We start from the raw sequence: 13366 nt of genomic DNA, 5'->3' as shown, positions 1-13366 counted from the left end.
ATGGTCGGCGTCACGGGAGTCGCGGAGCAGTTGGTCAACGGCCTGACCATCGGGATGGTGTACGTCCTGATAGCCGCGGGACTGTCGGTCATCTTCGGCGTGATGGACGTGATAAACTTCGCGCACGGCGAACTGTTCGCCTTGGGCGCGTACTTCGCGTTCGCCATCGTCTCGCCGCTGGGCGGCGCGGGGTTCTGGGTCGCGCTCGTGGTCGCGCCCCTGCTGGTCGGGGTCGTCGGCGCTGGCATCGAGCGACTGACCCTCCGACCGCTCTACGACCGGAATCCGCTCTACCACATCCTGCTGACCTTCGGGTTGGTGTTGATGCTCAACGATGTCATCACCTTCTTCTGGGGCAAGCAGGCCAAGGCGTTCGCGCCGCCGCCGGTGCTGGACGGCCCGGTGACGATTCTGGGCGTGAGCAACTCGCTGTACAGCTACTTCATCGTCGCGTTCGGCGCGCTCCTCTCGCTGGCGACGTGGTGGGCGCTGAACAACACGCGATTCGGACTGGTCGTGCGCGCCGGGTCGCAGGACCGCGAGATGGTCCGGAACCTCGGCATCGACATCGACCGCTACTACACGCTGGTCTTCGGCGCGGGCGCGGCGCTGGCGGCGGTCGCTGGCGTCGTCTTGGGAGCCTACCAGAACGTCAGCCCCGGCATGGGTAATGCGGTCATCATCCCCGCGTTCGTCATCGTCGTGCTGGGCGGACTGGGGAGTTTCCGAGGAGCGGTCGTCGGCGGTCTGACGGTCGGGGTCATCCAGACCCTCGCCCGGACCTACGTGCCCGTACTGGAGGGTCTCATCGTCTTCGTGCTGATGATAGCCGTCCTGCTGGTCAAGCCCGAGGGCCTGTTCGGCAACCCCGAGTGGCAGACCACCGCCGAGGCGGAGGGCGAACTGCTGGCGGGCCACGGCGGCGGCGTCCTGACCGACAGCCAGCGGTTCAGTCTCGGGACCATCGCCGTGATCCTCCTCGCGGTCGTCCCCTTCGGCGTCGAGGTGTTCTACTCCGAGTACGTGCTGACGCTCCTATCGGACGTACTCATCTGGGCGCTGTTCGCGCTGAGCCTCGACTTCGTGATGGGCTACGCCGGACTGGTCTCGCTGGGCCACGCGCTGTTCTACGGGACCGGAGCCTACGCCTCGCTCCTCGTTTTGCTCCACTTCACGCCATCGGCGTTCGTCGCGCTCGCGGTCGCTATCGTCGTCTGCGGCGCTATCGCGTGGGCCATCGGCCACCTCTCGATTCGGGTCTCGGGCGTCTACTTCTCGATGATTACGCTGGCGTTCGCCCAGTTGTTCTACCGGGCCGTCTTCAAGTTCGAGTGGACCGGCGGGAGCGACGGCCTGTTCGGCGCGGACGTGCTGTACGGCATCGGCGGCTTCGCGATGGAACTGGACGACATCGCGGAGATGGTCCCGGCCGTCAGCGAGGAGGCCCTGTTCTACTACTTCCTGCTCGCCACCGTGGTCGGGTCGTACCTCGTCGCGCGCCGGATGATGCGCGCGCCGTTCGGGAGCGTCCTCCAGTCCATCCGCGAGAGCGAGCGCCGGACCGAGTTCGTCGGCTACGACGTGACCGCCTACAAGCGCCGGGCGTTCGTCGTCTCGGGCGCGATGGCGGGGCTGGCTGGCGGCCTGTTCGCGGTCAAGGACGGGTTCGTCGCGCCCTCGCTGTTGTTCTGGCTCAACTCGGGCGAGGTCGTCGTGATGACCGTCCTCGGCGGGATGGGCACCCTCTACGGCCCGATGGTCGGCGCGGGCGTCTACATCGGGTTCGAGGAGGTCCTGTCGTCGTACACCGACCAGTGGCAGTTCTTCCTCGGTCTCGTGTTCGTGATTTTCGTCATCGCGCTCCCGAGGGGGCTGGTCTCGCTCCCCGAAAAGCTCGCGGGCCTCGGGGGTCGCCCCGGTGCTGGCGCTGACGCTGGCGCGGGACCGAGCGCGCGCGACGACGACGAACCGCTCGCCGAGCGAGCCGACCGGGAGGTGAACGAATGAGCGTGAGCGACGAGTCAGCGGGCGGAGAGTCCGCGAGCGGCGACTCCGCAGGCGACGACTCCCGGCGGACGGAGGCCGCGGGCGACGCCCCGGACGCCGCGGACGAGACCGAAGCGGTCCTCCTGACCGAGGAGTTGACCAAGCAGTTCGGCGACTTCACGGCGGTCGATGGCGTAAACCTCGCGGTCGCCGAGGGCGAGTTCCGGAGCGTCATCGGCCCGAACGGCGCGGGGAAGACGACGCTGTTCAACTGCATCACCGGGGCGCTAACGCCGACCTCCGGGTCGGTCTACTTCCGCGGCGAGGAGGTCACCCGGTTGGCTCCGCACGAGCGCGTCCGGCGCGGGATGGGTCGCTCGTTCCAGATTTCGACCGTCTTCGGCGGTCTCTCGGTCCGGGAGAACGTCAGGCTCTCGGCCCAGTCGGTCGCCGAGGGGCAAGGCCGAATCTCGCTCCCGAGGAAACTGTTCAGTCCGACCGACCGGTTCGAGGCCGTCGAGCGCCGGACCGACGAGGTGCTGGCCGAAATCGGACTGGAAGACCGCGGGGACGAGTACGCCCGGAATCTGGCCCACGGCGACCGGCGGCGACTCGAACTCGGTCTCGTGCTGGCGACCGACCCCGAACTCGTCCTGTTGGACGAACCGACCGCGGGGATGGGGGCCGAGGAGACCACGCGGACGATAACCCTCATCGAGGAGGTGCTGGCCGACAGAACCATGCTACTCATCGAACACGACATCGACCTCGTGATGAACGTCTCGGACACCGTGACCGTGCTGAACCGCGGGCAGGTGCTGGCGACCGACGCGCCCGACCGCATCGCCGACGATGAGGCGGTCCAGCAGGCGTACCTCGGAGGTGTCCGGGAGTGACCGCCGACGAACTCGTCGCGGACGGCGGGCGGCGAAGCGACGCGGAGGAGCGACGCGACGCCGGAGACCGACTCGACGCCGGAGCCTGCGAGGACCCCCTGCTGGACGTGTCGGAGGTCGTCGCCGGGTACGGCGCGACCGAGGTACTGCACGGCGTCTCGCTCTGCGTCGAGGAGGGCGAGGTCGTCTCGCTGGTCGGGCGCAACGGCGCGGGCAAGACGACCACCCTGCGCTCCATCGTCGGGAACGTGGTCCCGACCGCGGGCACCGTCACCTTCCGCGGCGAGGACGTGACCGACCGCTCGCCCGAGGAGACCGTCCGGCGGAACGTCGCGTTCGTCCCGGAGGAGCGCCGCATCTTCCCCGGCCTGACGGTCGCGGAGAACCTACAGGTCGGCCACCTCGGCGGGGGCGACACCGCCGAGTCGCGCGACCCCGAGGCGGTCTTGCAGGAGTTCGAGAACCTGCGCGAGCATCCCGACCGCGAGGGCGCGGCGCTCTCTGGCGGCGAACAGCAGATGCTCGCCATCGCCCGCGCGCTGGTCGCGGGGGCCGACCTCCTCCTGCTCGACGAACCGACCGAGGGGCTGGCACCCTTCGTCGTCCGGCAGGTCGAAGACCTCGTGACGAGCCTGAACGACGACGGCATCGCGGTCCTGCTGGTCGAACAGAACGTCGGCGTCGCGCTGGAACTGGCCGACCGCCACTACGTGCTGGACCGCGGGGAAATCGTCTATCACGGCACGAGCGACCAGTTGCGCGAGAACCGCGAAGTGATGGACCGCCACCTCGGCGTGACGAACTGAGCCGCGACGAGTCCGAACCGAGTCGCCGCGAGTCGGTCGAGACGGGCGCGTTCTCCTCGCGGGGTGCGCTCGGTGACGCCGACCACCAGCGAACGCTCGGCGACACATCTGACCGTTTGGGTGGACTGAAAGGGGCCGCCCGCTCGCGGCCGAAGGCCCGTGGTCGTCTGAGCAGGCTACTATTCGACGCGCCGAACGGTTGCGCGGCGCTCTGCGCCGCGAACTGCGAGCGGTAAAACCGCGAGCAAGTGAGGCGCGAGAATATCCTGCTCAGCGACCGCGAGCGGGCGGGGGCTTTCGAGACGTTCTCTGCGACGACTCTGCCGATGTTGTCACAATCGAATCCGCCGAGTTCTCGAACAGGAAGTCCGATTCGTACCGAGAGGGCATAGACTCATTACGGCGGACACCAAAGGACACTGATATGAGCAAGCTCCTCAAGTACGGCCTGTGGACGCTCCTCGGACTGGTCGCGCTGTGGGTCGTCGCCGAAGTCGTGACCTTCCTCCTCGGCCTCGTCTCGTGGCTCGTCAGTATCCTCGTCACGGTTCTGGTGGCGGCGGTCCTGCTGTACCTCGCGTACGCCCTCGTCTCGCGGTTCGTGGGCGGGAGCGGCGGCAACTCGCGGTCCCGGTCCCAATCGAAGTCGCGCGAGCGAGAGAAGATTTTCGAGTAGCGCCAGACCTGTTTTCGGCCGCGGTTCGACCCTCAGACCGACTCGGCCAGACTTCGACGCTCAGACAAACTCGGCGACGGTCAATCCGACCGCGATGGCGACGCTACTGCCGAGCCGAGACCGCCACGGCGGTCCTTTGACGGCGTACAGCCCGAACGAGAGCGGAACGAAGACGGCGAACGTGGCGAGAGCGTCCGGGAGGAGTGCGAAGGGGTCGAGTCGAAAGTAGAGCGCCGTGACGCCGAGCGCGAGGAGGCCGCTCGCTACCCGCCGCCAGCGGTCCCCGGTCACGGGTCCGTCCCGGAACCCGCTCCGACCGACCGACGGACGAGCGACGCCACGTCCTCGCTCGTCTCGGGAACGGCCCGAGCGACGGCGGCCGCCCGGACGTACTCGCCCAACTCGCGGGCTACCGAGTCGGCGTCGACGGACTCGTCGTCGCGGAGTCGGCCGAGTCGGTCGTCGGCGTAGCGGACGACGCTCGCCGCGGTAGAGAGTTCCCACCGGTTCAGGTGCGGGTGAGTCGCGCGCTCGCGGCCCGAGGAGATAGCTTCGACCGCGCGCTGTCGGAGCGCCCGCGCGTCGGCGGCCGACTCGACGGTGACGTGTTCGTCGGCGGCGACGCGCTCGCGGAGCGATTCGAAGGCTCGGAGTCGCGTCAGTCTGCCGTACCCCGCGAGGAGGGACGTGGCGTATCGGTCGGGGTCGCGTTCGCGGAGTTCGGACGAGAACGACAGTTCTCTGGCGAGTTCGCCGATGGCGTAGCCGACGGGCGTCTCGTTCACGTCGCCGGTCACGTACGACGAGGGCGTCTGCGGGTCGCCGTCGGGGAGGCGGCGTCGGCGGTCGCCGACGAACGATGCGAGCGCCTCCACCGCGCGGACGAACCCCGAGCGAACGCTCCGGGAGTCGCGGGACTTCTGAAACGGTTCGTAGACGAGCGCGGCGTCCGCCAGCGCGGCGCGGGCGGATTCGAGGTGGCCCGCGCGTTCGCCGACCGCGAGCGCGTCGTCGCGGGTCGTCTGCCTGCGGCCGACCGCGCGCTCGACGTACAGCGTGGCCGTCCGGAGGCGCTTCTCGACGACCGCGTGGACCACCAGCGCGGCCACCGGGTCGGTGCCGAGGTAGTCCCACCGGTAGCGGAAGCGATTCAGCGCGGCCCATAGCTCCTCGCCGGACGCCCGGACCGCATCGAGCGTGAGGTCGCCGTCGATGGCCCGCCACGCCGCGGCGACGGCGCGGGCCTCCTCGCGGGCGTGGCGCAGGTCGGCGGTGGTTTCGAGGAGCGACTCCGCGTCGCCGACCGCCGCGACCGACTCGTCGGCGCGGTCGTACCGGTCGCCGAGTCGGCGGCGAATCGCCCCGTTGGGAATCTCGTCGGCGTCGAACGGCGCGGGGACCGACCCGAGGAGGTCCCGCGCGCGAGCGACGCCCTTCTCGACGTACGAGTCGGGAATCTCGACGGGCGCGGTTCGGGGGACCGACGGCGGGTCGGCCGCCGCGAGGTCCCGGAGCGCCGCGGAGTCGAGCGTCGGCGGGTCGCTACTCCGGATGTCGCCGTCCAGCAGGTCGCTATCGACCGCGTTGCACCCCGCGAGCGCGGTGGTGGCCGCGAGCGCGAGGACCCCTCGGCGGGTGGCGGACGCGCCGGTCCGGCGTGACCCGGCCGACCGCGGGTCGAGCGGGCGCTCCTCGGTCATCGTTCCACTCCGAGCCAAGATATCTTCGACGTTGTTTGAGACGTGTCAGTAACTGTTTGAGACTTCTTCGTCATTTCTTTAGAATTTTTTGCCGTCGTCCGAGCGTCGGCGGTCCCGTTCGCCGTCCGGCGGAGCGGCGGCACGGAGCGACAGCCACGGCCCCACCCGGAGCCGTGACTGTTCACCTCCTCGGGGTCTATCGCGTCGGGGATGCGAATCACCACCGCCGTCGCGTCGCGCTCGTCGGCCCGACAGGCCACGTCGGCGTCCCGGAAGGTTCGGGCGTACTCCGTGTGGATGTCGCTCGCGGACCACGCGACCGAGCAGAGTTCCGGCGCTCTACACGCGCCGACCTCCCTGTTCTCGACGTAGAGGGTCTGGCGCTCGAAGTCGGTCTCGGCGACGAACCGTCGCACCGCGTCGGCACCCTCCTCGTCCGCGACCCCGAGCCGGTCGGCGTCCGCCCGACTGGCGACGAAGGCGCTCTGGCGAGCGTCCTCGGGCGGCGAGGAGGACCCCGAATCGTCGCCCGACGAGTCCCCGACTCGGGCCTCCTCGCGGGGGAGCCACACCAGCGGGCGCGGCCGGTCCGAACTCCGGAGCCAGACCGCCTCGGGGTCGTACAGCACGTTCTCGGGGCGGCTGGCACCGGAGGACGAACCGCGGTCGGTCGTCGCGTCGCTACACCCCGCGAGCGCGCCGAGGAGTGCCACCGCGCCGTGGAGGACGCGTCTGCGGTGGAGGGAGGGCATGACGTGTCGAATCGGACAGCGGCGGAGCATCAACGTTGCGGCTTTCGGCGCTCGGGCGGCCGAATTTGGTAGTTGTCACCACACACTTAACTCGTCGGAGGCCGTCACGTTCGGTATGGCTTCGACGTGGCGACAGTTGCTCCCGCAGTTTTTGGCGATGCTGTTGCTGTACTTCGTCTTCGTCGCGGTGCTGGCCGCGGTGGGCATCGACGGGTTCGTCCCGCGAATCGTGGTCGCGCTCGTCGTCGCGTTCGGCTACCCCGCACTCCTCCGGCGGATGGGTCGCGCGCCGCCCTCGTGGGAGCGCCAGTCCTGAGTCGGCCAGTCGTCTCCGAGAGGCAGTTAGTAGTAGCCGGAGTCGTGCGTCAGGCGGTCGATGCGTGAGATGGCCGATTTCCGCGAGATGACTGGTTTCCGCGAGGTCAAGCTAGCTACTGCCGACGACGAGGAGTCACCGCCCCGCACCGCGACGGCCTCACACCTCCCCAACCGCCTGCGGTCCTCACACCGGAAGACGTTCCTGCTCGCTTCGCTACGCGGGCCGCGACTTCCGTGCCTGCGTTCGCGTCCGCTCACGTCAACCGCGCCAGCGCACGCCGACCGGAAAGTCGAGTGACACGCCCCTCGTCCCGTCGAACGCTCCCAACAGGCACCGCCTACGCGACCCACAGCCGACGCATAACAAAACAGTTCGGAGACTGACAGACGCGCATGCGGAAGTACACAGCGGTACTCACAGTCCTCCTCGTCGGCGCGAGCGTGGCGGCGGCGTTGCCCGCCACCGCGACCGGCGGCTTCGCCGACGGAGAGGTGACGGACCGAGACCTCAGGGACCGAGACCCCGCGAACCGAGACGCACCGAACCAGACCGACGCGCGCGCGCCGCCGGACCTCCCCGAGCAGTGGCAGGAGACCTACGGCTCCGGCGGCGACGACATCTTCGCCGACGTGACCAAAACGGACGACGGCGGCTACCTGCTGGTCGGATGGAGCGGCGAGGAGGACCGGGACGGCTGGCTCGTCAAGGTAGACGGCGAGGGCGAAACCCAGTGGGAGAAGACCCTCGGCGGCCCGGACACCGACCGGTTCTGGGCGCTCACCGAGACGAGCGATGGGTATCTCCTCGGCGGGCGGACTACGACCCAGAACGGCCCGCAGGGCTGGCTGGTCGAGGTCGGCCCCGACGGCGCGGTCCGCGAGAACCGGACCGTCGGCGAGGGGGCCTTCTACGCGCTCGAACGCCGCGACGCTGGCGAGGCGGACGACGGTGGCGACGCGACGCAGTTCCTCGCGTCCGGCTGGACGCGCGGCGAGAGCGGCCGCGACGGCTGGGCGGTCGGTCTCGACGCCGACCGCGCGACCGCATGGCAGGAGAGCTACCAGACGCCGGAGGGCTACGGAGACGGCTACCTCCGGGCGGTCGTGCCGACCGACGCGGGCTACTACCTCGCCGGGAAAGTCGAGGGCGACAGCGACGACGCGTGGGCGCTCCGAATCGATGACGGCGGTGAAGTCGCGTGGCAGGCCACCGCGGGCGGCCCGAGCAGGGACGACGTGTGGGCCGCCGCGTCGGCCGCCGGACCCGATTCGGGCGACTCCTCGGCCGACGCCGCGGCCGGGTTCGTCCTCGCCGGGGAGACCGAGAGCGACAGCACCGGCCCGCGGGACGGCTGGCTCGTGAAGTTCGGCTCCGAGGGCGAAGTCCAGTGGGAGCAAAAGCCCGGCGGCGAGGGTCTCCAGTGGCTCGACTCGGCGATGCGAACCGACGACGGCTACCTCTTCACGGGCGGCTCTGACGCCGGACCCGTGGGCGGGGTGGACGGCTACGTGCTGGCGACCGACGCCGCGGGCGAGACGCGCTGGGAGACCTACTACGGCACCGACGGCTGGGACAAGCCGTGGCCCGCCATCCGCGCCCACGACGGCGGCTACCTCCTCGCGGGCCAGACCTCCGGCGGCGATTCGGAAGGCAAGGACGGCTGGCTCGTGAAAGTCGGCGCGTCGAGTAGCAGTGGTACCACGGCGACCAGCGAGGCGACCGACGGCGGCGAGACGGCCGACGGCGACGAGACGGCCGACACTGCCGGGACGACTGACGAGGCGATGCGAGGAGAGACTGCGACGGCCACCGCGGAACCCGAGGGCGGCGTCCCCGGTTTCGGCGTCGGCGCGGCGCTGGTCGCGCTCGCGGCGCTCCTGCTCGCCGCCCGTCGGTGACGACCTCCGCGTCGAGTACGACCGACGCGCCGTCTCTTCTCGCTCGGCGTGAGTAAGCGGACCCTATCGCTCGCTCAATCGCGGGCAACGCGACGTTACGCTCACCTTGCGCTCCGGATAACAAAGAGCGGAGATACGGTAGTGGCCGGGTGAGTGAAAATGACACGGGCGGAGGCCGGGGAGGAGAGACGGAAAATCGACGCGTTGGTTCTCGCATGGTTGCTCGTGGCCAGTAGCGTCGTCGGCGCGAGCGGCCTCTCGCTCGCGGCGGGCGGGGCGACTCGGAGCGCGAACGAACTGCCGTCGAGCGCGGACGCGAGCGCGTCTGTACCCGACGCACAGGCGGTGCCCGACGCACGGGCGGGTAGTTCTGCGAGCGCAGGCGCGAGTGCAGACGCGGGAGCGAGGGGAGACGCTGGCGCGAGGGCAGGCGAGGGCGCACCGGGCGTGAGCGCGAGTGAGAGCGGGACCGCGACCGAATCGAGCGCGACCAGATGCGGTCGGGGAGCCATCCCCCGCGGCCCGGTCGGTGCCGCGAACCTCTCGGACGCCGACGGCGAGTTGACCGGCGCGGCGAGCAACGACCGGGCGGGGTGGGCCGCCGACGTGGGCGACGTGAACGGCGACGGCCACGCCGACCTCCTCGTGGGCGCGCCGACCAACGACTCGGCGGGCACCGACTCCGGGGCGGCGTACCTCTTCTACGGTCCGGTCAATCGGAGCGAAGTCGAGGTCTCGGAGGCGAACGTCACCTTCCGCGGCGCGGCGGGCGGCGAGCGCGCCGGGTTCGCCGTCGAGGTGGGCGACCTCAACGACGACAACTTCTCGGACATCGTAATCGGGGCACCCCTCGCCGACGAGAACGGCCGGGACTCGGGCGCGGCGTACGTCGTCTACGGCGACGAGGAGCTACCCGAGACGGTGAATCTGAAGTACGCCTCGGCGACGTTCGTCGGTGCCGAGGAGGGCGACCGGGCCGGGTGGTCGCTGGCGACGGTGGCGAACGCGAGCAACGGGAGCGCGGGCCTGCTGGTCGGCGCGCCCCAACACGACGGCACGGCGAAAGACTCGGGCGCGGCGTTCCTCTCGTCCATGCCGCGGGTCGGCACGTTCGACCTCTCGAACGCGAACGCGACGTATCTCGGCGTGGCGAGAAACGACCTCGCTGGCTCGTCGGTCGCGGCGCTCGACGCGGACGCCGACAACGTGAGCGACGTGCTGATCGGCGCGCGCGGCAACGACTCGCAAGCCGTAGACGCTGGCGCGGCCTACCTCCAGTACGGCCCGCAGTTCGAGGGCACCTCCCTGCTGGTCAACGCGCCGGTCACGTTCCGCGGGTCGGGCGAGGGCGACCAAGCCGGGTTCTCGGTCGCCGACGCGGGCGACCTGAACGGCGACGGACGCGAGGAGGTCGCGGTCGGCGCGCCCTTCCACGACGCGCCAGCGGCGGACGGCGTGGCGACGGACGCCGGGGCGGCGTACGTCGCCTACGGCGGCGACTTCGAGCGAACGGTGAACCTCTCGACGGCGGCCGACGCCGCCCTCCTCGGCGAGTCGCAAAACGACTACGCCGGGTGGTCGGTCGCGGGTGCGGGCGACGTAAACGAGGACGGCTTCGGCGACCTGCTGGTCGGCGCGCCCTTCCGCGACGTGACTCGGGCGAACGCCACCGCCGAGAGCGATTCCGCCGAGAGCGAGAACGCCAGCGCCGAGAACGCGACGCGAGAGAACGCGGGGGCCGCGTACCTCCTCTACGGCTCTCGAATCGCCGAGCGCCACTCGCTGGCTGGCGCTCACGCCGAGTTCGCGGGCGAGTCGGCGGGCGACCACGCGGGCTACGCGCTCTCGGGCGGCGACGTGAACGGCGACGCCGCGGCCGACCTGCTGGTCGGCGCACCCTTCGCGGACGGAAGCCCGAACGTCGGGTCCGCGTACCTCCTCGCGGGCGACTGCCCGCAGAAACCGGAGACCGAAACGGAAACCGAGACCGAGACGGCGACGGAGACCGAGACCACGACGACGGAAACGACGACCACGACCACCACGACGACCGAGACGCCCGAACCGTTCCGCGTCAGGGTCTCGTTCGACTGTCGGCAGGTCGCGGTCGCGGCCGAGCAGTACACCCGCGTCGTGCTGACGTTCGCCGATGGGAGTAAACAGACGTTCACCAGCATCTACAGCGGGACCAACACTTTCGCGGGCACCGGGTCGAACGCCGGAAAGGTCGTCGAGCAGGTCCGGGTATTCAACGGACCGGACCGCTTCGAGGTCCGGCGCAACGACACCGGCGGCTGTGAACCCGCGACCGAGGAGCCCGACGAGCCGTTCGTCCCGAAGATATTCTTCACGAGTTGCGAGCGGGCGGTCGTGCAGGCCGACCAGTTCCGGTCGGTGACGCTCGTCTTCGCGGACGGCGACCGCCAGACCTTCCGCGGGAACTTCCGGGAGCGCGCGACGTTCGTCGGAACCGGAGACGATCAGGGGGAGGTCCTGAAGTTCGTCGTCGTGAGAGGGCCGGACGGCGAGTCGGTGACGCGCCGGAACCCGAGTTTCGAGGCCTGCGCCGAACCGGACACGACCACGACGACCACCGAAACGCCGACCACGACCACTACGATGACTGAGACGCCGATACCGCTCGAACCGACCTACGACTTCGCCTGTCGGAAGGTCGCGGTGGACGCCCACCGCTACGACTCGGTGGCGCTCGTCTTCGAGGACGGCGACCGCCAGACCTTCCGCGGGCGGTTCGGCGGTCGGAACGTCTTCTTCGGGACCGGCGAGGACCGCGGCGAAGTCGTAGAGCGCGTCGTGGTACGCCGCGGCGACCGGACCGACTCTCGGCGCAACCCCGACTTCGAGGAGTGCGTCGAGCGCGAGACGCCGACCACGACCACCACGACCACGCTCCAACTGCCGACCACGACGACGACCGAGACGACCACCACGTCCACCACGACAGCGGAACCGGGACCGCCGCCGAACGGCCGCGCCGCGAGTCCGGCCTGCGAGCGCCTGCGACTGGCGAACCCGACCGACGAGCGCCTGACGTTCTCGGTGACGGCCGAGTCGGGCCTGACCCGCGTCGTGATACTGAATCCGGGCCAGACCGAGACGTTCGCCATCACGCCCGGCACCTACCGGGTGGAGGCGAAGGCGGGCGGACTGGTCGAGCCGACCCGGCCAGCGACGGTCAACGGCGTCGAGATAGCGAACGTCCGCGTCGAGGCGTGTCCGACGCCGACGACTACAGAGACGACCACCACAGCCGAGACGCCAACGACTACAGAGACGACCACCACAGCCGAGACGCCGACGACGACTACGACCACCGAAACCACCACGACTGAGACGACCGCGGAAACGCCGACGACTACCACGACCGCGACCGAAACCACGACGACCGCGACGGCCGAGACGACTACCGGAACAGCGACCACCGGAACGCCGACCGAAACGACCACCGATACCGAGAGGCCGACGACCGCCACGACGGTACCAACGACCGAGACGCCGACGGAAATCACGACGACAGCGACGACTACTATCGAGACCACTACTACCAGAATCACTACTACCGAGACTACCACCACCGAGACCGCTACTACCGAAACGACGACCGCGGAGGAGGCGGAACCGCCCGCGGTGAACGTCGCGGCGGCCAGCGAGGAGTGCGAGTCGCTGACGCTCGTCAACGAGGGCGAGCGCGCGGTCACGGTCGCTGTCGTCGGTCCCGAGGAGGTCGAGGTGACGGTGCCGCCGGGCGAGGCGCGACGGTCCACGACCCTCGCGCCCGGCGAGTACGAGGTTCGGCCGACCGGCGATGGCGTGACGATAAACGACGGCGAGAGCGCCACGGTCGAAGTCGCGGCGTGTCCGGCGGTCGCGGAGGAGCCGACGACGACCACCGAGACGACTACTGAGCCGACCGCGACCGAAACCACGACCACCACGACCGAGACGCCGACCGCCACGACAGAGACGACTATCGAACCGACCACGACGGAGCCGACGACCGAAACCACGACGACCGAAACCACGACGACCGAGACCACCACAACCGAGACGACCACGGCGGAGCCGACGACGACCGAGACCACCACAACCGAGACGACCACGGCGGAGCCGACGACGACCGAGACGACTACGACAGAAACCACGACGACAGCTACCACAACAACTGAAACGACTACGGCCGAAACCACGACGACAGAAACGACCACGACGGAGACTACGACAACTGAAACGACCACGACGGCGACTACGACGACAGAAACGACCACGACGGAGACTACGACAACTGAAACGACCACGACGGCGACTACGACGA

Annotated in this window: 10 protein-coding genes and 1 pseudogene; 8 read left to right on the top strand and 3 right to left on the bottom strand. The window is 69.7% G+C overall.

The features are described 5' to 3' along the window. The 4 genes from EPL00_RS17085 to EPL00_RS17070 all read left to right on the top strand — a co-directional run bounded on the left by EPL00_RS17085 (position 1) and on the right by EPL00_RS17070 (position 4364). On the top strand, positions 1-2007 hold the full coding sequence (locus EPL00_RS17085) for an ABC transporter permease (RefSeq protein WP_135854334.1): 2007 nt from the start codon (positions 1-3) through the stop codon (positions 2005-2007). Next, positions 2004-2882, top strand: a complete 879-nt coding sequence (locus EPL00_RS17080) for an ABC transporter ATP-binding protein (protein WP_135854335.1) — start codon at positions 2004-2006, stop codon at positions 2880-2882. The genes EPL00_RS17085 and EPL00_RS17080 overlap by 4 nt, the downstream gene beginning before the upstream one ends. Positions 2883-2980: 98 nt before the next feature. Further along, positions 2981-3688 (top strand): ABC transporter ATP-binding protein, encoded by a 708-nt coding sequence (locus EPL00_RS17075; RefSeq protein WP_135854380.1) that lies wholly within the window; start codon positions 2981-2983, stop codon positions 3686-3688. Positions 3689-4112: 424 nt separating this feature from the next. Further along, on the top strand, positions 4113-4364 hold the full coding sequence (locus tag EPL00_RS17070; RefSeq protein WP_135854336.1) for a hypothetical protein: 252 nt from the start codon (positions 4113-4115) through the stop codon (positions 4362-4364). 60 nt (positions 4365-4424) lie between these two features. Here EPL00_RS17070 and EPL00_RS17065 read toward each other — a convergent pair whose 3' ends face one another. The 3 genes from EPL00_RS17065 to EPL00_RS17055 are packed head-to-tail and all read right to left on the bottom strand — an operon-like array spanning position 4425 to position 6816. Further along, complete coding sequence (locus tag EPL00_RS17065) at positions 4425-4655, bottom strand: hypothetical protein (protein WP_135854337.1); 231 nt, start codon at positions 4653-4655, stop codon at positions 4425-4427. Further along, complete coding sequence (locus tag EPL00_RS17060) at positions 4652-6064, bottom strand: hypothetical protein (protein WP_135854338.1); 1413 nt, start codon at positions 6062-6064, stop codon at positions 4652-4654. Before EPL00_RS17060 ends, EPL00_RS17065 begins: the two co-directional genes overlap by 4 nt. Beyond that, positions 6061-6816: a hypothetical protein gene (locus EPL00_RS17055; protein WP_135854339.1), complete on the bottom strand. Its 756-nt coding sequence runs from the start codon at positions 6814-6816 to the stop codon at positions 6061-6063. The genes EPL00_RS17060 and EPL00_RS17055 overlap by 4 nt, the downstream gene beginning before the upstream one ends. 115 nt (positions 6817-6931) lie before the next feature. Here EPL00_RS17055 and EPL00_RS17050 point away from each other — a divergent pair, with 115 nt between their 5' ends. The 4 genes and pseudogenes from EPL00_RS17050 to EPL00_RS17035 all read left to right on the top strand — a co-directional run. Then, positions 6932-7132 carry a hypothetical protein gene (locus EPL00_RS17050; protein ID WP_135854340.1) on the top strand — a complete coding sequence of 67 codons (201 nt, stop codon included), beginning with the start codon at positions 6932-6934 and terminating at the stop codon, positions 7130-7132. Positions 7133-7201: 69 nt separating this feature from the next. Beyond that, positions 7202-7432 (top strand): hypothetical protein, encoded by a 231-nt coding sequence (locus tag EPL00_RS17045; RefSeq protein ID WP_135854341.1) that lies wholly within the window; start codon positions 7202-7204, stop codon positions 7430-7432. 95 nt (positions 7433-7527) lie between these two features. Continuing rightward, the gene (locus tag EPL00_RS17040; protein ID WP_135854342.1) at positions 7528-9033 is read left to right on the top strand and encodes a hypothetical protein; all 1506 of its coding nucleotides are present in this window, start codon (positions 7528-7530) and stop codon (positions 9031-9033) included. Positions 9034-9192: 159 nt separating this feature from the next. Then, positions 9193-13366: pseudogene (locus EPL00_RS17035) on the top strand (FG-GAP repeat protein); the annotation flags it as partial.

Origin of the sequence: Halorussus salinus (assembly GCF_004765815.2) — an archaeon.
GTDB lineage: Archaea > Halobacteriota > Halobacteria > Halobacteriales > Haladaptataceae > Halorussus > Halorussus salinus.
Note: the sequence above shows the minus strand (reverse complement) of the source record. Positions and strands in the feature narration are given on the sequence as shown.

Excerpts from the sequence above, each read along its gene's own strand:
- EPL00_RS17060 (WP_135854338.1), bottom strand. The coding sequence starts at position 6,064 with ATGACCGAGGAGCGCCCGCTCGACCCGCGGTCGGCCGGGTCACGCCGG.
- EPL00_RS17085 (WP_135854334.1), top strand. The coding sequence starts at position 1 with ATGGTCGGCGTCACGGGAGTCGCGGAGCAGTTGGTCAACGGCCTGACC.
- EPL00_RS17080 (WP_135854335.1), top strand. The coding sequence starts at position 2,004 with ATGAGCGTGAGCGACGAGTCAGCGGGCGGAGAGTCCGCGAGCGGCGAC.
- EPL00_RS17045 (WP_135854341.1), top strand. The coding sequence starts at position 7,202 with ATGGCCGATTTCCGCGAGATGACTGGTTTCCGCGAGGTCAAGCTAGCT.
- EPL00_RS17050 (WP_135854340.1), top strand. The coding sequence starts at position 6,932 with ATGGCTTCGACGTGGCGACAGTTGCTCCCGCAGTTTTTGGCGATGCTG.
- EPL00_RS17055 (WP_135854339.1), bottom strand. The coding sequence starts at position 6,816 with ATGCCCTCCCTCCACCGCAGACGCGTCCTCCACGGCGCGGTGGCACTC.
- EPL00_RS17070 (WP_135854336.1), top strand. The coding sequence starts at position 4,113 with ATGAGCAAGCTCCTCAAGTACGGCCTGTGGACGCTCCTCGGACTGGTC.
- EPL00_RS17040 (WP_135854342.1), top strand. The coding sequence starts at position 7,528 with ATGCGGAAGTACACAGCGGTACTCACAGTCCTCCTCGTCGGCGCGAGC.